The 18,071-nt window shown below is 39.8% G+C and carries 21 protein-coding genes and 1 pseudogene; 1 reads left to right on the top strand and 21 read right to left on the bottom strand.

What is annotated here, in order from left to right:
* Positions 1 to 270: 270 nt before the first annotated feature.
* The 12 genes and pseudogenes from QNH43_RS13025 to QNH43_RS12970 form a co-directional block, all read right to left on the bottom strand.
* On the bottom strand, positions 271 to 738 hold the full coding sequence (locus QNH43_RS13025; RefSeq protein WP_283918155.1) for a DUF6985 domain-containing protein: 468 nt from the start codon (positions 736 to 738) through the stop codon (positions 271 to 273).
* Positions 735 to 1,478: an HNH endonuclease gene (locus tag QNH43_RS13020; RefSeq protein ID WP_283918154.1), complete on the bottom strand. Its 744-nt coding sequence runs from the start codon at positions 1,476 to 1,478 to the stop codon at positions 735 to 737. The genes QNH43_RS13025 and QNH43_RS13020 overlap by 4 nt, the downstream gene beginning before the upstream one ends.
* A gap of 388 nt (positions 1,479 to 1,866) precedes the next feature.
* The gene (locus QNH43_RS13015; protein ID WP_283918153.1) at positions 1,867 to 2,277 is read right to left on the bottom strand and encodes an immunity protein YezG family protein; all 411 of its coding nucleotides are present in this window, start codon (positions 2,275 to 2,277) and stop codon (positions 1,867 to 1,869) included.
* The gene (locus tag QNH43_RS13010; RefSeq protein WP_283918354.1) at positions 2,278 to 2,481 is read right to left on the bottom strand and encodes a DNA/RNA non-specific endonuclease; all 204 of its coding nucleotides are present in this window, start codon (positions 2,479 to 2,481) and stop codon (positions 2,278 to 2,280) included.
* Positions 2,462 to 3,070, bottom strand: a complete 609-nt coding sequence (locus QNH43_RS13005; protein WP_283918152.1) for an HNH endonuclease — start codon at positions 3,068 to 3,070, stop codon at positions 2,462 to 2,464. The genes QNH43_RS13010 and QNH43_RS13005 overlap by 20 nt, the downstream gene beginning before the upstream one ends.
* Before the next feature lie 237 nt (positions 3,071 to 3,307).
* Positions 3,308 to 3,856: a T6SS immunity protein Tdi1 domain-containing protein gene (locus tag QNH43_RS13000; protein WP_283918151.1), complete on the bottom strand. Its 549-nt coding sequence runs from the start codon at positions 3,854 to 3,856 to the stop codon at positions 3,308 to 3,310.
* A gap of 124 nt (positions 3,857 to 3,980) precedes the next feature.
* Positions 3,981 to 4,310 (bottom strand): annotated as a pseudogene (locus QNH43_RS12995) (polymorphic toxin type 15 domain-containing protein); the annotation flags it as partial.
* Between the two features lie 204 nt (positions 4,311 to 4,514).
* Positions 4,515 to 4,982, bottom strand: a complete 468-nt coding sequence (locus tag QNH43_RS12990; protein WP_283918150.1) for an antitoxin YezG family protein — start codon at positions 4,980 to 4,982, stop codon at positions 4,515 to 4,517.
* 2 nt (positions 4,983 to 4,984) lie between these two features.
* The gene (locus tag QNH43_RS12985) at positions 4,985 to 6,958 is read right to left on the bottom strand and encodes a DNA/RNA non-specific endonuclease (protein WP_283918149.1); all 1,974 of its coding nucleotides are present in this window, start codon (positions 6,956 to 6,958) and stop codon (positions 4,985 to 4,987) included.
* Positions 6,955 to 7,245 (bottom strand): YwqI/YxiC family protein, encoded by a 291-nt coding sequence (locus tag QNH43_RS12980; protein WP_098370402.1) that lies wholly within the window; start codon positions 7,243 to 7,245, stop codon positions 6,955 to 6,957. The genes QNH43_RS12985 and QNH43_RS12980 overlap by 4 nt, the downstream gene beginning before the upstream one ends.
* Positions 7,245 to 7,673 (bottom strand): YwqH-like family protein, encoded by a 429-nt coding sequence (locus QNH43_RS12975; protein ID WP_098373750.1) that lies wholly within the window; start codon positions 7,671 to 7,673, stop codon positions 7,245 to 7,247. Before QNH43_RS12975 ends, QNH43_RS12980 begins: the two co-directional genes overlap by 1 nt.
* 237 nt (positions 7,674 to 7,910) lie before the next feature.
* A complete protein-coding gene (locus QNH43_RS12970) occupies positions 7,911 to 8,159 on the bottom strand; it encodes a hypothetical protein (RefSeq protein WP_076371217.1) in 249 nt (82 codons plus the stop codon).
* A gap of 385 nt (positions 8,160 to 8,544) precedes the next feature.
* Between QNH43_RS12970 and QNH43_RS12965 the strand changes: the two genes are divergently transcribed.
* Positions 8,545 to 8,949, top strand: a complete 405-nt coding sequence (locus tag QNH43_RS12965) for a hypothetical protein (RefSeq protein ID WP_076371219.1) — start codon at positions 8,545 to 8,547, stop codon at positions 8,947 to 8,949.
* Positions 8,950 to 9,101: 152 nt separating this feature from the next.
* On the opposite strand, the gene QNH43_RS12960 is transcribed toward QNH43_RS12965, so the two are convergent.
* From QNH43_RS12960 to QNH43_RS12920, 9 genes are all read right to left on the bottom strand, one after another.
* Positions 9,102 to 9,395, bottom strand: a complete 294-nt coding sequence (locus QNH43_RS12960) for a hypothetical protein (protein WP_283918148.1) — start codon at positions 9,393 to 9,395, stop codon at positions 9,102 to 9,104.
* A 361-nt stretch (positions 9,396 to 9,756) separates the two neighbouring features.
* Positions 9,757 to 10,749: a serine hydrolase domain-containing protein gene (locus QNH43_RS12955; RefSeq protein ID WP_283918147.1), complete on the bottom strand. Its 993-nt coding sequence runs from the start codon at positions 10,747 to 10,749 to the stop codon at positions 9,757 to 9,759.
* Between the two features lie 145 nt (positions 10,750 to 10,894).
* Positions 10,895 to 11,725 carry an NAD(+) synthase gene (gene nadE, locus QNH43_RS12950; protein WP_283918146.1) on the bottom strand — a complete coding sequence of 277 codons (831 nt, stop codon included), beginning with the start codon at positions 11,723 to 11,725 and terminating at the stop codon, positions 10,895 to 10,897.
* Positions 11,726 to 11,759: 34 nt separating this feature from the next.
* Entirely contained in the window at positions 11,760 to 13,229 is a 1,470-nt protein-coding gene (locus QNH43_RS12945) for a nicotinate phosphoribosyltransferase (protein ID WP_283918145.1), read from the bottom strand.
* Positions 13,230 to 13,286: 57 nt separating this feature from the next.
* On the bottom strand, positions 13,287 to 13,838 hold the full coding sequence (locus tag QNH43_RS12940) for a cysteine hydrolase family protein (RefSeq protein WP_283918144.1): 552 nt from the start codon (positions 13,836 to 13,838) through the stop codon (positions 13,287 to 13,289).
* A 14-nt stretch (positions 13,839 to 13,852) separates the two neighbouring features.
* A complete protein-coding gene (locus QNH43_RS12935; protein ID WP_283918143.1) occupies positions 13,853 to 14,617 on the bottom strand; it encodes an NUDIX domain-containing protein in 765 nt (254 codons plus the stop codon).
* Between the two features lie 191 nt (positions 14,618 to 14,808).
* Entirely contained in the window at positions 14,809 to 16,338 is a 1,530-nt protein-coding gene (locus tag QNH43_RS12930; RefSeq protein ID WP_283918142.1) for an acyl-CoA carboxylase subunit beta, read from the bottom strand.
* Positions 16,339 to 16,361: 23 nt separating this feature from the next.
* Positions 16,362 to 17,144 carry an enoyl-CoA hydratase gene (locus QNH43_RS12925; protein WP_283918141.1) on the bottom strand — a complete coding sequence of 261 codons (783 nt, stop codon included), beginning with the start codon at positions 17,142 to 17,144 and terminating at the stop codon, positions 16,362 to 16,364.
* 19 nt (positions 17,145 to 17,163) lie between these two features.
* On the bottom strand, positions 17,164 to 18,063 hold the full coding sequence (locus QNH43_RS12920) for a hydroxymethylglutaryl-CoA lyase (RefSeq protein ID WP_076371235.1): 900 nt from the start codon (positions 18,061 to 18,063) through the stop codon (positions 17,164 to 17,166).
* Between the last annotated feature and the right edge of the window lie 8 nt (positions 18,064 to 18,071).

The following is an 18,071-nucleotide window of genomic DNA, read 5'->3' as shown; positions in this document are numbered from 1 at the left end:
GGCAATCAAGTGTTAAATCTAAATCTAACTGATATTCATATCAACAATGAAAAGACCTTAACTTTGGCATATGTCGTGACAACTACTACGTTAAAACTTACGAGTTTGTACGAGTTCGTTAGTTTAATATACAATAAATGTCTTTATATTTCATCGCCCAGTTAAAATGTCATATCACCTAAGCTCATACTTCTTTTTCTATTCTATCATTGCACGTAATACTCTTTGATGGTACTACCATCATGAGTCTTTACTTTTTAACAGCCGATTTTAAATTGCAACATCCTGGAAACCTACTTCAATTATTTTTTCATTTAATAGACGAAGCCCTAATCCATTTTCTATATCCCACGTACAATTAAAAGTAATTCCAATATCTCGCCCCTCAAAAATATACGCATAAGGAACAACAATTCCATCTAAAGTTATCATTTCTAGTATTTGATTAGTTGTTTCAACTAATGGATAATTTTCATTTAATCCAATATCATAACCTAGTTCATGTCGCTTTTGTTTGTAATAGTCTAAAATTGATTGCAATAAACTTAGCTGTAAATCCTCCCATTTTTGCATTAATGCTTGATATGCCATATACTGCTCTTCATCAAACTTTCCATCTTCTTCACCATCTATCATCAAAGATATCTCAGTTTCTTTACCAAAAAAATGAATAGTGGTATCCTTAGCCCAACCATACTCATACTCAAGTTCACCAAAAATTGGGTCGTTTATAGTCATTTTAAAATCTCCTCTTTTTGTTTATTAGCAAACCCTCCAGGTATAAAAGCTCCTGCATTTATTTCTCCTACACCACCCAGATGTCCGAATTCACTATTTATTTTTGTTGGCACAAGTTGCATTGTTTTAACATCATTTAATTCATGCCATGTTAATTTATTATTTTCTCGATATTTCTTTATATCTCTTGCACTAATTTTACCAGACTCCATCCCAAATTGGCTTGCTAATTCAGGTGAATTATTAAGTTGATCAGCTAATTTTTGGTCTGATTGAACAAAATTAGCGCGTCTGGCTTTCCCTCCATAAGTTCCTTTTCCTCCAAGCATATAGTTGATTTCAACTTGTGCTTTTGCTGTCGGTGAAAAATCAGGAACAGCATTTTTATATTGGATGCCATCAATCCCAACTTCATCTAAAATTTGTTTTAATTGACGGTCTGGTGGCGGCTTAAGTATTCCCTTAGATTCACCCCTTATTCCCTCAAATTCAACCTTTGAATTCTCTAATGCAGGTGTCTGATTAAGCCTCGCTTCATACGAACTAGCAAATTCAGTTTGTCTAAAGGCAGGTGGAACTACAGCCCCCCTATTACCCGTACCCTTAGAAATCTTCTCCCCTGAAACACCCTCTACTTTGCTATCCTTCACCGTAAATTTCTGATAGACTTCCTTAAGTGTCTGCTTTTCCATCATAACTTGGCGAAGGTTTGGTCCTCCTGCGAGGGAAACTTGTTCCACACTTATACGTTTAGGAATTTCTTTTTTACTTAGTTCTTCACCTATATTTTTTAACGTGGTTTTTCCTGATCTCGCTATGTCTGTTATTGTATCTTGAGCCTTCTGAACCTGCCTTTGCGCAAATTCCTTGCTGTAAGGGACGAACTTTGTACCACTTTTTTAGACCTGACGGCATTTTATCTGAGGTACCCATAGGGCTTAATAGGGTACCTGTTTTTAAAGTTGATTTTTATGTAGGATAAATTTTTGTCAAACATTATTTATAACTAATAAGTGTTATCTCTACTCTCTTAGTACCAAACTATTTATTCGGCACTAGGTAGCTCCCCAAAAAAAGAAACCTTGAAAGGTATTTAACCAATCAAGGGGTTTCATTCTATATAATGTTTTACTTTAGATATTCAGCTTCCCATTTATCTTGTTTTTCTACAGGGCTAAGTTCTGAAATATCCTCATATCCATAATTTATTTTCATTTTTCCTGTGTTATCTAAAATGAAAGTTAGGTTTGTCCATAATTCCTGTTCTTGCTCCTTAAATTCTTCACGCAATCTTGAAAAACAATTATACAAATCATCATCAAGCCCATCAAACTCTTCCTCATCAACATTAAATAAATCTGTTATATTCAGACTATATACTGGTTCCCCTCCAGTTTCAGGGTAATAATAGAAAAAAACTTTTTTATAGCCTTCTCTAAATTCAGCGTATAAAAAGATTTGTTTCCAATCCTCTGGAATTATATTAATTAATGTATTCGCAATTTGTTGATATGTCTGCTCCATTATTTTGGTTTCCATCTACTTACCTCCTAAATAATTAGTTAATCTATCTGAATATTTTTTACCATCTATTACATAGTTGATTTTAAACTCACTTGGTCTAGCTGATTGTGCCTCATATATGGGTTTTACTTTAATGGTTACTTCTTTACCCTCTACTAAAGCCTTCTTCCATGTATTCTCTAGAGTCTTATATTCACTCCTATTTAAAGAACTTTTCAGCTAGTTCTGGATTCCTTATAACTTCTTCAGATAAGGTTTTAGATAAATATTCAAATTGTGCAGCATCTGTTTCTAAAAAATACTTTTCTGGTAAGTAAATTTCAAATTTCGAATGAAAAATTGGGAATCCATCTTTATCATAAATTACTTGATATTCTTTTCCATTTTTGGTTGAAATAAAAGTGTACAGTGTAGTTCCGTCTTCATTACGTTCTTTATACTTATAATTTCTTGGTTGGTTAGGTCTTCTTGTATATGCTGGGAGTTTTCGAGCTGCTTCAATCATCGCATCGTCAGCCTTTGCCTGATTTACGGTAGATAGTTTCTTCACCGCAAACTTCTGTACGATATCCTTAATAGCCGTTTTTTCAAAAATGACATGCTTGTAGTTGTTTCCATACGCCGTGGCTAACTCTTCGACCTTGATACGAAGAGCTACTTCCACATTGCCGATTTGCCGGCCGAATGCTTGAGCCTTCTGAACCTCCCTTTGCGCAAATTCCTTGCTGTAAATAAATCTGTATGATTTTAAGTCCTTACGGCCTATTATCGGAGGAGCCCGATATGACGTAAAATGATTCATTTTCATATTTCAACAATGAAAAGACAAAAGACCTTAACTTTTGCGTTAAGGTCATACAAAAAGAACAAACTCTTCTTGTCCTCCAATATTCATTCTTAAGGTATTCTTCTAAAATATTCTTATCATATTCAGATTCAGGTAAAAGACACAAGCAAGTATATTAACAAATAACCCTTCTTTCGTGATTATCTGAATCTGATAGATCTTCATAATTATAATCTTTTCAACTTGATTGGTTCTCCCTTATTCGATTGGTCCCATGAATTGAGCAATCAGATAAATATGCTCAATAAGTTTCACCTTTTTCAAGTTTTCCACTTTCTCGGGTCCACCCAATCCAAGCAGAGGTGTATAACCAAAGCATTCATCAAAATCTGGCTCTCCATATTTATCAACTGCTTCAGGATAAGGATTCCAGTCTAATATTTCTTGGTAAAATGATTCATCCTCTAAATCAGGAAAGAAGTATTTAAAACCGGACGATATCTCTTTAATTTCACCCTTTCTAAAATTAAGTGAAATTAAATATTTATTATCTTCCCAAACAACTAGATCTCCCATTGATGTAGTAAACAAAACTAGAGCATCCTCGTTTCTTACATATACATCCTTTAATAGTTCCTGATACTCTTCTGGGTTAACGATATTTAAATACCCATTTAATATACTACCAAAACCATATTTATTCCACACTTCTAATACTTGTTCAGGTATATAACCATAAAAATTATTAATAGTTTCTGCTTGTGCTTTTTCAAATAATTTAAAGTTATCAAAAATCGCAGTTGACATTTTTATAGTCACCTCTATTTCATTGTATTAATTTCACATTTAAGTATATTGACTTTTTATCCACTTGCGTCATACTAGCTGCAACAGATTTTATTTGTTCATCTATAACATCAATTCTATATCTCTATTGCGAACCAAGGGATGAATTAACCCTTTTATCTCCCATTCCACCAATATCAAGTGGATTGCAACCAGCTATTTGATCTGGATTATGTAACGCAGCCTGTTCATTAATCCATACCGTAGCCTGCTTTTCTGATTCTTTTCTAGATAAGCCTGTCTCCCTTAACACATCAACTTTATCTAAATAATCTTTTACTCTTGCAGACTTTTGAGCTGCATTCCCTTCTAAATCCCTTCCTTCTTCTATATATCTTTCTCTATTCTTTAAATACTCTTCAATAGTTAAACCATTCAACCCTTTTTCTTGGTCTTTTAACTGTCTTGCGAATTCTTCTGCATTGTGGTTACTTTTTCCTAAGTCACCTTACCTGAGGTAAGTAAATCCATATATTTTCTAAAGAAAGTTTTTTTTGCCCTGACTGCCTTTTTTCTGAGGTAACCGATATAACTTAAGATGATACATATTCTATTTCAACAATGAAAAGACCTTAACTTTTACGTTAAGGTCATTCGAACAGGCTTTTCTTGCCCTACATCATTCTTTCTTAAGGTATTCTTCTAAAATACTCTTATCATATTCAGATTCAGGTAAAAGGCCCAAACGAGTATATTCCCAAATAACCCTTCTTTCATGATCATCTGCATCTGATAGATCTTCATAATCATAGTCAACTTTAAATTTCCCTGTACTTTCTAAAGTGAAAGTTAAATTGGTCCATTGTTCTTGATTATTATTTTTAAATTCATCTGACAATAGTTTTAATTCATCTAATAATTGATACCATAATTTATCGTATTCTTCTTCATTAAAACTATATATTTCAGGTATATCATGACTATAAATAGGCACTTCACTTTTAGGAGTATAATAAAAAAAGAATGCAGTACCGGTACCTTCAGCAATTTCACCGTACATTAATACCTTTGACCATTCCTCTGGTATAGTTTCATTAATAGTTTGAGCTATTTGTTGATAAATACTATTAAGTTTAATTTCATTCATACTTACTTACCTCCTGATCTATTTTCAAAAATTCTTCTCTCCCAACGACTATTATCAATCTTATAATTTATTCTAAAACTAGCAGGCCGCTTCGAGTCTCCTTTATAAACTGGAGTAATTTTCACTTCAACTGTTTTAGGAGGATTACTGTCTAAAGCTTTTGCCCAAGATATTTCGAGTTTTTTCCATTCTCCCATATTCAGGTTTGCATTCATAGGAACAAGGTTGTCTAAATGACCAGACCCTTTAAATATGCTGGCGATTAAGTGGCCCCCTTGATCATCTGGCAAGCGGTCTTCTCTTCCAGCAATCCGCTGTGCATAATTGTTTCGTTTGCCACTGCCTAAGTCGAGAGAACCTTCTACACTTGTTATCCGACCCTTTTCGTCCGTTTTATATACATGACCACCAGGGGATGTATATTCAATATTCGGTTTTAAAACTTTCTTCATTCGTTCTCTTGTATAGTGCTTTCCATACGCCACTTTTGTAATTTCATTCGATCCTTTTGCTAGCACTACTTTGCCTGTACCTTTACCACCATCACTCTTCACCGCAAACTTCTGTACGATATCCTTAATAGCCGTTTTATCAAAAGTGACATGCTTGTAGTTGTTTCCATACGCCGTGGCTAACTCTTCGACTCTGATACGAAGAGGTACTTCCACATTGCCGATTTGCCGGCCGAATACTTTTGCCTTCTGAACCTGCTTTTGCGCAAATTCCTTGCTGTAAGGGACGAACTTTGTACCACTCGCCACTTTATCAGCGACCTTAGCCGCACCAGCCACACCGCCGATTCCGAGTGCCATCAACAGCCCGTTCTGGCGCTGTTCCTCGGTCAGCTGGTTGCCGAACATGTCTTTGCCGGTGACGGCTTCTCCGAGGCCGTTGGCTGCGAGGAGGCCGTATATCCCGTATTCGGTTTTCTGGAGAAGGCTAAAGCCTTTTGTCGTTTTATAAGCATCGAGGGCATGGTTCGCTGCGTTAAGTCCTTTGGCAGTTTTGTATAGGGCGCTGCCGCCTTTGATGGCCCGTCCGGCCCAGCCGACGACGGGGATGAATCCAGCGGCGGCCATGGCGCCGGCGGCGATTCTTTCGGCATCGGACAGCTTGCGGCCGGTTACTGGATCGACTCCGGTTGAGGCCCTGATTGAATCATAATATCCCGTGAATTCGCCTGTAAAGGTTTTTGTCGTATCCCAGGCTTTTTCGTACCATGGGCGGTTTTCGAGTTCTTCCATTTCTTGTTCGATTTTCCGGGCTTCGGTTTGCTGCTTTTTGAAGGTCTGATAGTCTTTCATCTGACCGGCGACTTCATCCTTCACTTGATAGACATCACTTTTCTTGAAGGCCGATTGATTGAAGGTCATCGGCGAAACGTTGCCGTCCTGTTTGGTGGCATCGAGCAAGGCGCGGAAGAGGCCAACGGCCACGTTTTCCTGCCCGACGGATACATCATATTCCTCGACCAATTGCCGGTCGACATTCTCGACTTTTGTCACGGTGTCATCCAGCCTCTGGCCGGCCAGCGTGATTTTTTCATTAAAGTCTTTTTGGTCGAACCTATCAAGAGGCAGGATATCGTCAATGCTGTCGAGGATCCTTTGGAGATCGTTTGCTTGTTCATCGACAAGCGACTTCGCTTGGTTGATGCCGTTCGAGACTTCGCCATCTAAAAAGGGAACCTCGACCACCGTATTTCCGGAAAGGTCCGCCTCTTCCAGACTTGCCGGAATGCCTTCCAAAAAACTGATCTGGGTCGTAAAAAGTTCCATCCAGGCGTCCGCCACCTCGATTTGCGCTTCATAGAAGCTTTTGATGGCAGTGGCACCGGCCCCTTGAAACTCGTTATCCAGGCCGACGATGCCCTGAAATTCCTTTTTCAGGGCTGTGACTTCCTTCTTTAGTTCTTCATATTGCTTGGCGCGCGACTTGGTTGCGGCCGTCAATGTCTTGGCTTCATATATTTTCATCGCGTAGGATACCCATGTGAAGACGTATGGGCGATGGCTTCATCCTGTTCTTTTAATAAGTCAATGTTGGCACGGGTATCTTCCACATTTTTCTGGACGATTTTGATATATTGCTCAAAGACCTTTTCCAGGTTCGTTTCCCGGTCGATCCATTTCGAGGTGAATTCCAATTTATTGCTGCCAAGCTCGCCTGCCGGCAAATTTCCAAGCGTGACTGTACCAAGTGCCGTCTTCACCTGATCGACTTGCTTCGTTACGGCAGGATGATTCAGTTTGATTGTCGTCATTAAAACAACCGCCTTTTTAAATCGGATATTTTACTTTCCAGCTGTTCAAATGCCTCTTCGCCTTTGCTCAAAAGGGAGTCGGCCTCTTGGGCTATATTCCCCGCTATGCTCAGAAGAGTATTTTCGGCATTCAGCTTTGTAATCATTGCCTCGATTTTCCATTGGTAATCGTCATAATCGTCATGAATGATACTGAACATCACATTATAGGCATCATGACGGGCTTCCTGAAATTGATCCGAGCGATTCCCTGTCCAGCTGCCACCTAGCTCAGGGTCTTTTATTTTCCTAATCTCGTTCAGACACATGCTCTGCTCTTTTATAATATCGTTCTTCGCATTTTCTAAACGTTCAATTTTCACATTCAAATCAGCTTTTTTACTGGAGATAGCAGAGTGTATATTACTCAAAATATCTGCATAAACCATGAAACTCACCTCAAAAACAGTATAATCCTACACTAAATGTCATATTTTCCTATTTAACATTATAAGGATTAAAGTCCGAGAGTTAAATAGGGAGAAATATGCTATTTTGTCAGTTAAAAGAGAAGATTGGCATAAAAAAGTTCCTACATACCATATTCTATATACCCTGTATTTTACCAATTTTAAACAAGTGAACAGAATGTCATCTCATTGGATTCCCTTAAATATTGCCCCACTTCATTCAAACTGCCCTAAATTGTATCTGTGCAACAAATCATCCCGAACAAACTCCCTGCAAGTCGAAGATAGATGTGACCGCTCAGGATGTATCAAATCTCCAAAAGGCAAGTCACCGACAAACTTAACTTCGCCTTCAAAATCCTGTCCGGATTCACCATCAAAACCGATGACTTTCACAAAGCAAGTTTTGTGACCGGTTTTCATAAAATCAATTACCGTTAAAACATGATTATGTACATCACTCATTCTTTTTCCCTCCAACCATGAAAGCATTAAGTAAAGATATTTTTTACTAACATTATAATAAAGAAACCGATCCAAACAACAAACTATGGTTAAGATCGCTAAAGGCATTAAAACTTTGGAAATAGACACACATACTTTCCCTAAAATCGCTTATACTTTATTTTTTTATGTATTTTGGTTGATCTATTAACTATAATCATAGTTAAACTGGCGTTGCATGTCCTGACTTCCAATTCATTTCCTTATGTTTTTTTACGTTACCCGGAATATACTTCTCTTAACATGTCTATGATTTCATATTACTTCCATCGAAGGACAGTCTGGCAACCCCCTCTTCTATAAAGATTTATAACCTGCTATAATCTAAGGATTGGAGGTGTGAAAATTGAAAGAAATCATCCAGATATTAGCTGAAATCGTCAATAATCTTCACGATTTCATCCTATTCTTTGTAAGTGACACATTAAATTCAAATGCAACGGACAAAGATTTGCATTTTTGGATAATGGGAATCATCGGTATCATCATATTTTTGTTCGTGTTATTTTTATCTAATTTAATTTCCCGGATGCGTTTTGGGATAACGATCCTCTCTTTCCTTTATACCTTTACCGTCATGGTTGTTTTAGTATTTGCCATTGAAATACAGCAAGCCCTTACCAGCAGGGGGAATATGGAGTTTCAAGATGCGGCGGTAGGCCTATGGGGGTTCATTGTATTTTTCATGGTTTTTGCTGTACTTTCATCCATTTTCCTATTGGTGAAGAATTTATTCAAGCAATCAAAATAAAGGTAACGATAGGTCACCTTGGCTTAAAACATTCCTAATGCCTTTCAATAACTGGAAATTCGGATTTTTGCATTGGCGGGAATGATAAACTCTCTGTAGCATCATCTTTATTGGAAAGGTAGGTTACAGAGAAGCAAATTTGATTCGGGGAATTACTTCGATTCATTTTCATTGAATAAATCAATGCTAAACAGATTAAAAGAATCGTCGTCATTAATGCGTTCCTGGTCATTTCCTGTTACATCAGGACTATTTTCCTTGCGACGGCGATTCACTTCCCTTAATTCCGCTTCCAGAAATTCCGCTTGTTCGTGGGAAAGCTTGATCGTGATTTCATTATTTTGATCATCTGCAGCTTTCAAGAGGACATAGCTATCCGCAGCATTACGTAAAGTCACATTGCTTACTGTTAAGTTCATGTTCGCGAGTTCATATCTTGCCTTCATAATGTAAAAAGAACCTCCATCGGAAAATACCGGATAAAATAAAGTATATTAAATATACTCTACTTCAAGATATTTAAATATACAAATTCTTTGTTTGGAAAAGCCTTGAAACCTAAATAAAGCTACCTACTTAAAGATCTCCGAAAGACAATAAATGAAAAATTGGTGTGCCGCTTCATTAAAGCTTAGTTCTTGAATACGGGTACAGGTAAAGTTTTCTTCCCTTGAAATTCCAGAAGTTCTGGAACCAATATTGCAATGGATGCGAATTCGTCCCTTTCTTAAAAAACAGGTTCTCCATGAATGAACTCACATTGACTAAACAAAGGGAACCCTTCACAAGCAGAAAGGTTCCCTTTGTTTATAGTTCTTTTTCAATCGCGCAAGCAATATGGTATGGACCCGTGCTTTCATTTGAAGTAATGACGGTTTTCAATCGATTTGCCGGATATACCGCTGAATTGAAGCTTACACCCGGGTCATGCCCCATAAGATGATATTTGAAAATCGCATCATCTTTTTTACGAATCCATAGACCATATCCGTAGTATCCACCTTCATCTTCCGTTGCAATATGGGGCTTCAATAAAAGATTGGTATATGCTTGATTCAGTAATTGATTGGAAAATAACCCCTCCCAAAATCTGAACATATCCGATGTTGTAAGATACGCCCCTCCATCCGCACCGCCTTTGATCGGAAGGGAATAAACATTCGTTCTCCATGCTCCATTTTCTTCGTCAATGTACCCTAATGCAGTATTTTTAGGAAGCTGGTCCATGGAAAAATAACCGGAATTTTTCATTTCACAAGGCAGAAAGATGTTCTTGTCGATATATTCCGAAAATTCGAGCCCGGTTAGTTCCTCAACAATCAATCCTAATAAAATATAGCCTGCATTATTGTAATGAAATCTTTCCCCGGGTTCGAACATCATCACCTCATCTTGAAACATTGGCAGGAAATCTTTTAATCTTTTTATATGGTACATCGGATTTTTCTGCCAAAGCTCTTCAAAATCATCCATCACTTCTTCATCAAAGTAATCAGGAATGCCCGATGTGTGTGTTAAGAGGTGATGTATGGTTACAATTTGGTTGAAACCAGGAAACTCGGTCGGAAGACAGTCTTTAAGCTTAGAATCGAACCTAAGTTTCCCATTTTGTATTAACTGGCAAATGGCTATCGCCGTAAACAGTTTACACCCGGAAGCAATTCCGAACTTTGTTTCGGTCGTATTCATGATTTCATCCGCTCGATTGGAATAGCCATGTGCTGAGCTATGGATCACGTCATCTCCCGCTTTCACACCGATTACACCCGAGAATTTAATTTCCTTGCTCGTTTTTTCCATATCCTGGATAAATCCATATTTAGAATCGACATTTCGTTTCCCCCTTTGCCGGTAAAATTTCAATACTGATGTGTTGGCCAAGGTGCTCGTTATGTTCTTGCAAAAAAACCCGCATCTATGTGATGCGGGATAACTTATCAGCTTCTTATTTCCACCAAGTATCATAAACGTTAATGGCTTCATTGCGTTTATGTTCGGTTTTAGTATACCAACCTTCGATGATTTCGGCAGCTTCCGTTCTGATTTCCTTGCCTTCAAGGTAATCATCGATTTCATCGTAGCTAATGCCTAAAGCGACTTCATCAGGAAGCAACGGTTTGTCATCTTCCAAATCGGCCGTTGGTATTTTCGTATAAAGACGCTCGGGAGCCCCGACGAACTTCAGGATTTCTTTTCCTTGCCTTTTATTCAATCGGTATAATGGAAGGATATCCGCTGCGCCATCACCATGTTTCGTAAAGAAACCTGTGATCGCTTCTGCTGCATGGTCCGTACCAAGCACGACGCCTTTATAAAGTCCGGCTAAATCATATTGTACCTTCATTCGCTCACGTGCTTTAACATTTCCCCTTAAGAAATTCGATAGCTTTTCAGAAACTGCTTCTTCCACAGCTTTTACTGATGCATCCACCGCTTCCTTGATGTTGACTGTAACCGTTTGGCTTGGCTTGATGAATTTTAAAGCCAGCTGCCTGTCATCTTCATCAGCCTGTACTCCATATGGCAAGCTTACAGCAACAAACTTGTAGTCGCTGCCAGTCTTTTCTTCATTCAATTCATTGACAGCGGTTTGGGCAATATACCCCGCCAGTGTTGAATCTTGCCCTCCAGATATTCCAAGTACAAAGCTTTTCAGAAACGTATTTTTCTTCATATACCCTTTTAGTAGATCAACACTTTTCCTGAACTCGACTTCAGGATCGATCGTTGGTTGGACAAGTAATTTTTTTACGATTTCTTTTTGTAATGGACGCATTGGCAAAGCCCCGCTTTCTAATAAAATAGGATTGTCATTTCGTTAGCATTCTTTCTACATTAGCTTTAACTTCATCTATATTCCTCATTTTATTATCCCAACAATCCTGGCTTAGATCTACCGGGTATTCTTCAGGATTAAGTGCACGCAGGTACTCCGGCCATAATACTTGGAGATTTTTTTGCGTGAATGCCTTGATTTCATCTATGGTTGGCAATTCATAAATCAAATTTCCATCCTTGAAAATATCCACATGCAGATCAACCGCATCGAAATCCGTGACGAATTTACTTAGGAAGGTATGGACAGGATGAAACATTTTTAATTTTTCCTGTTCCTGCGGCTTCTCATATTCCATCGCCAAATAATCACCTTCAGCATGATGGTTCACTTTATTGATGATACGATATACTCGTTTTAAGCCAGGTGTCGTAACCTTTTCAGGGTTAGAAGAAATTTTGATGGTATCTCTCATATTCCCATCTTCGCCCTCTATTGAAACCATTTTATAAACGGCACCGAGCGCTGGCTGGTCATAAGCCGTAATCAATTTGGTTCCAATGCCCCAAATGTCAATTCTTGCTCCTTGTTGTTTCAGGTTGATGATCGTATATTCATCCAAGTCATTGGAAGCGACAATCTTCGCATCATGGAACCCTGCAGCATCAAGCATACGTCGTGCTTCTTTTGATAAGTAAGCTAAATCACCGCTGTCAAGACGGACGCCAATGAAATTGATTTTATCGCCCAGTTCCTTGGCAACACGGATTGCATTCGGAATGCCAGAACGTAATGTATCATAAGTATCAACCAAGAATACACAGTCTTTATGGGAAACAGCGTATTTGTGAAAAGCAGTATATTCATCTTTATAAGCTTGGATCATGGAATGTGCATGGGTCCCTGAAACAGGAATGCCGAACAGCTTTCCAGCACGTACATTACTGGTGGAATCAAAGCCAGCAATATAGGCCGCCCTCGCTCCCCAAATTGCAGCATCCATTTCTTGCGCCCGCCTTGAACCGAATTCGAGGGCAGATTCTTCACCGATGACCTGTTTGATGCGCGAAGCTTTTGTTGCTACGAGTGTGTGATAGTTCACAATGTTAAGCAGCGCAGTTTCGATGAGTTGAGCCTCACCGAGCGGTGCCTCCACCCGTAAAATCGGTTCATTGCCGAAGACGAGCTCTCCCTCTTTCATGCAGCGAATCTCTCCCGTGAAACGGATGTTCCGCAAATAATTCAAAAATTCTTCATCATAGTGCAGATCATTTTTTAAATAGTCGATATCACTTTCCGAGAAGGAAAAGTTTTGAAGGTAATGGACAATTTTTTCAAGTCCCGCAAAAATCGCATATCCGCTGTTAAATGGAAGCTTTCTGAAAAATATTTCGAAAACTGCCTTTCGGTTATGTGTTTTGTCCTGCCAATAAGTTTGGGCCATATTGATTTGGTATAGATCAGTGTGTAATGCGTAACTGTCGTCGTTGTACTTTTTTTCCATGTATAGTTCCTCCCAAAAGAGAAGCCTTCGCTTCCCTTCTATTCTGTTGCGTTAATGTTATAGAATGGTTGCTCCAAGAGATCCTTTAAAATGTCCAAGCGCCCAATGGTGACCCGCATCATTGAACGAGGCCACTGCATTTTCATATATAAAGATTTTATAGCCTAGATTATAAGCGTCGATTGCCGTATGCAAAATACAGATATCCGTACAAACCCCGACTAAATATACATCGGTAATGTGACGTTCCCGCAGGCGGATATCAAGGTCCGTTCCTGCAAAGGCCGAATAACGTGTTTTATCTATATAATGAACATTCTTTTGATTTTTATTTGTTTCATATTCCTCTTTTAACGCCCCGTATAGGTTTCTACCCATTGTACCGCTAATATTATGTGGTGGAAACAAATTCGATTCGGGATGTAAGCGGTCTCCTTCTTCATGTAAATCAATCGCGAATACCGTGTATTCACCTTGTTCGATAAAATCCTTGGTTATACTGACAAGAGCCTTCTCGATATCCTGGCCTGGCTTCCCGCAGGTCAATGAACCCCCGTCTGCCACGAAGTCATACGTATAATCTATATTGATCAATGCCTTTTTTCCCATTGCACGATTCCCCCTTAGTAGTAAATAGAGTCCATGACAACCTCTGCATTAAATCGGTAAAGCTGTGAAGGCCGATACGAATTACGTTTCGTTTTCTTCTGCATTCCCTTTTCATCCAAGACTTTCTCCAAAAACGGGAGTTTCGGGGCTTTTGCATAAAAAAGTGAGTCTGCGCTTATTTTTGCATCATCTCTGGCTGTCAGCAAAACCCGTTGCAATTCAGAAAGTGTAAATTCATCCGGCAGGAATTTTTGGGCTATCGTCGTTTGCACCATTTCTTTTTTCATTAAATTCATCGCATCGTTTATAATTGTATAATGATCGAACGCAAGATCTAATTGTAAGGCTTCCTGAATCGTGAACAATTCAACCTCGGCTGCATCGTCATTCGCTTTTCTTTGATGAAGAAACTCTTCCTGGACAATTGCATAAAAAGCATTGGATATGATCCAACCCCTGGGATCACGTCCTGGCCGGTCATAAACCCCGAAATGCTTGACATGGAATCCAGCTACGCCCGTTTCTTCTTTCAATTCTCTTTTGGCTGCTTCATAAGCAGTCTCGCCAGCATTGACAAAGCCTCCAGGTAAAGCCCATTTATCTCCTTCAACATTCGGGCTTCCTTCCTTATCTTTTGTGGCACGTTTGATTAATAATAATTTCAAAAACATTTCAGGCGGGGCTTTCTCTGCCGTTTTCTTTGTAGTTATCGTAAAGATTGCAATATCTGCTGTATATCCATCTGGAGTAATATATTTCTTTTTTTCCTGCTGACCCATGGCAACTCTCACTTTCTTTCACTAAGTATGGGGTTGAGTAATTAGTAAATCATTAATTACTAATTATAGTACTCTTCCTTGTGTAATTTAGCAACTCTAAATCAGAAAATTTTCTAATTATTTAAAAAATCATTTATTTTCATACATGATAAATAGCCTGGTCATGATGACCAGGCTTGTTTATTGATTCTTTAAACGGGATAGACTCCATGTTTACGATCGGTAAATGTCAATTGCTTACTGCTATACGCTTCAAACCTGGCACTTAATTCATCACGCAGGTCATTTGGTTGGATGATTCCATCAACAATCATTTCGGAGGCTAAGCGGTAGATATCGATATCTTCATTATATTCATTGCGCTTCTGTTCGATGAATGCTGGGCGCTCTTCTGGTTCCATCGCATTTATTTTGTTGGCATAGACTGCGTTGACCGCAGCCTCTGCCCCCATGACCGCAATCAATGCCGTCGGTAAGGCAAGAACGCAGTCAGGTTCAAAAGCGGGACCAGCCATCGCGTATAGTCCTGCACCATAAGCCTTACGGACAATGACAGAAATCTTGGGAACGGTGGCTTCACTCATGGCCGAAATCATTTTTGCACCATGGCGAATGATCCCTGCCTGTTCGACCTTCGTCCCAATCATGAATCCTGGAATATCCACCAGGAACAACAGCGGTATATGGAAAGCATCACATAAATTGATGAACTTGGCTGCCTTATCAGCTGAATCATGGAACAGGACGCCGCCCTTGACACGCGGCTGATTCGCTATGATCCCTATCGTTTGTCCATTAAGCCTGGCAAGCCCAGTAATTAATTCGGGTGCAAATAGTTTCTTGATTTCACAAAACGATTGCCTGTCTATAACCCTATCGATCAAGTCATACATATTGAAGGGTGCATTCTGATTTTTGGGAATCAGTTCCTCCAATGTTTTTTCGAAATCCGCAGGCAGCTCAGGTCTTATGCTTTTAGGTCTTTCTTGATAATTTCCTGGAAAATAGCTTAAGTATCTGCGTGCAAACGCGATGGATTCTTCCTCCGACTTGACAAGCACATCCCCGCATCCTGACACAGAACAATGCATTTTCGCCCCGCCCATTTCCTCTTCGGTTACCTTTTCGCCAATGACCATTTCTGCCATTCTCGGTGAACCTAAATACATGGATGCATTGCCATCAACCATTACGACAATATCGCAAAAAGCTGGGATATATGCCCCGCCTGCGGCAGACGGACCGAACAATAGACAAATTTGCGGTACTTTTCCTGATAACTTCACTTGGTTGTAAAAGATTCGTCCTGCTCCGCGGCGTCCTGGAAACATTTCTACTTGATCCGTAATTCGTGCCCCGGCAGAATCGACTAAATAAAGAAGGGGCAACTGCAACTTTTCAGCTGTTTCCTGAATGCGAATGATTTTCTCGACGGTCCTTGCTCCCCAGGAACCAGCTTTTACAGTCGAATCATTGGCCATGACACAGACCCTCTGACCATTGATTTTCCCGATGCCTGTAACTACACCATCAGCAGGTAATCCATCACTGGCACAATTAGCAAAGAAAGCGTCCTCTATTTCAACCCCTTCATCGAAAAGCAGCTCTAGCCGTTCACGCACGAAAAGCTTTCCTTTTTCAGCGTTTTTTTGATGATATTTTTCTAAACCGCCTTTTTTAATCGTTTCAACCGTTTCGGTTAGTTTATCCGTCGTTACCATCCCTGTTCCTCCTTCAATTGAAATCATTGGCCCTTAAAAACCGGTTTGCGTTTTTCCTTGAATGCTGACAGACCCTCCAGTCGGTCACGGGTTTTTAAAGTTGTCTGATAGCAGTCTTTTTCAATTTGCAATCCTGTTTTCAAATTAGTCTCAGCCCCTTGATTGATCGCCGCTTTTGCAGCCCTGAGTGCTAATGGGGCATTGACCGCAATTTCCCCAGCCAATTTTTTCGCTTCCTCAAGTAAATGCTGGGGTGAATATACATGACTGATGATTTTCAAGGCATGTGCCGTTTTTGCATCCAATCTCCTTGCCGTATAAATCAGTTCTTTCGCTGTCGGCATTCCGACTATCCGCGGCAGTCTTTGTGTACCGCCGGCGCCTGGGATGATGCCTAATGACGTTTCTGTCAGTCCAACCTTAGCCGTTTCCGATGCGATACGTATGTCACAAGCGAGTGCCAACTCCAGCCCACCGCCAAAAGCCGAACCGTTAATCGCGGCAATGACTGGCACTGGAAGATTTTCGACAGCCGTAATCGTGTCTCCAATCAACTTGACTGTCTCCCTGACTTTATCATCATTCATACCTGCTCGTTCCTTAAGGTCTGCACCTGCACAAAACGCCTTATCACCTGCTCCCGTTATAATGACCGTTCGTAAATTGGAATCTTTTTTCAATTCATACAGCCCTTCGACTAAGCAATGAAGCAATTCTGTGGATAAAGCATTAGCAGCATCCGGCCGGTTCAAAGTCACGAGGGCAATTCCCTTTTCTTCATGACTGATCTCAACTAATGAAGTCATACATTCACCTCAATTTCTCTTATTGTGCGTTATAAACAGCCATCTGATGGCTAGGCAATGGTTTCTCCAAAAAGCTTTGCATCATGGCCGCAGCCTTCATTAGTTTTTCTGGATTGATTCCCGTTTTAATTCCCATTTTATGTAGCATATGGATCAGGTCATCCGTTGCCACATTTCCGCTCGCACCTGGTGCATACGGGCATCCTCCTAAACCTCCGAGCGAAGAGTCGAATGTGTCAACACCATAATTCAGTGATTCAAGGACATTTGCGAGTGCCATACCCCTTGTATCATGAAAATGGAGGGCAATCCGGCTTGTATCATATCTTTTTACTGCCTGTTCAAGGAACAAGGCAACTTGTCTTGGAGATGCGACCCCAATGGTATCACCCAATGAGACCTCATCGATTCCATACTCAAACAGTTGATCACAAACACGGAAAACCTGTTCGGACGAAATCTCCCCTTCATAAGGACAGCCGAAAACGGTTGAAATATAGCCCCTGACCGTTTTCCCGCTATTTGCTGCTGTCCCGATGACATCCTTCATTATTGGAAAGGTATCGGAGATCGATTTATTAATATTTTTAAGATTATGCGTTTCACTGGATGACATGAACACGGAAATTTCATCGATATTTGCTTCAAGAGCCGACTCCAGTCCCCTTTGATTGGGTACAAGGGCCGCATAAGTGATACCGGGTTTGCGCTTTATTCCCTTAGCCACAAGGGCGGCATCACTTAATTGGGGAATCCACTTTGGATGGACAAAAGAAGTCACTTCTATATAAGATAATCCCGTATCAGAGAGCTGATCGATCCAATCCATTTTGCTTTGTGCAGGTATCATGACCTTTTCATTTTGCAGCCCGTCACGCGGACCCACTTCCTTAATTGTCACTTTTTCAGGCCAATTCATCTTACCCC

Source organism: Peribacillus simplex (assembly GCF_030123325.1).
In the GTDB taxonomy this organism is placed as follows: Bacteria; Bacillota; Bacilli; order Bacillales; family DSM-1321; genus Peribacillus; species Peribacillus simplex_D.
The sequence above is the reverse complement of the archived record's forward strand: the minus strand, read 5'-3'. Positions and strand labels throughout refer to the sequence as shown.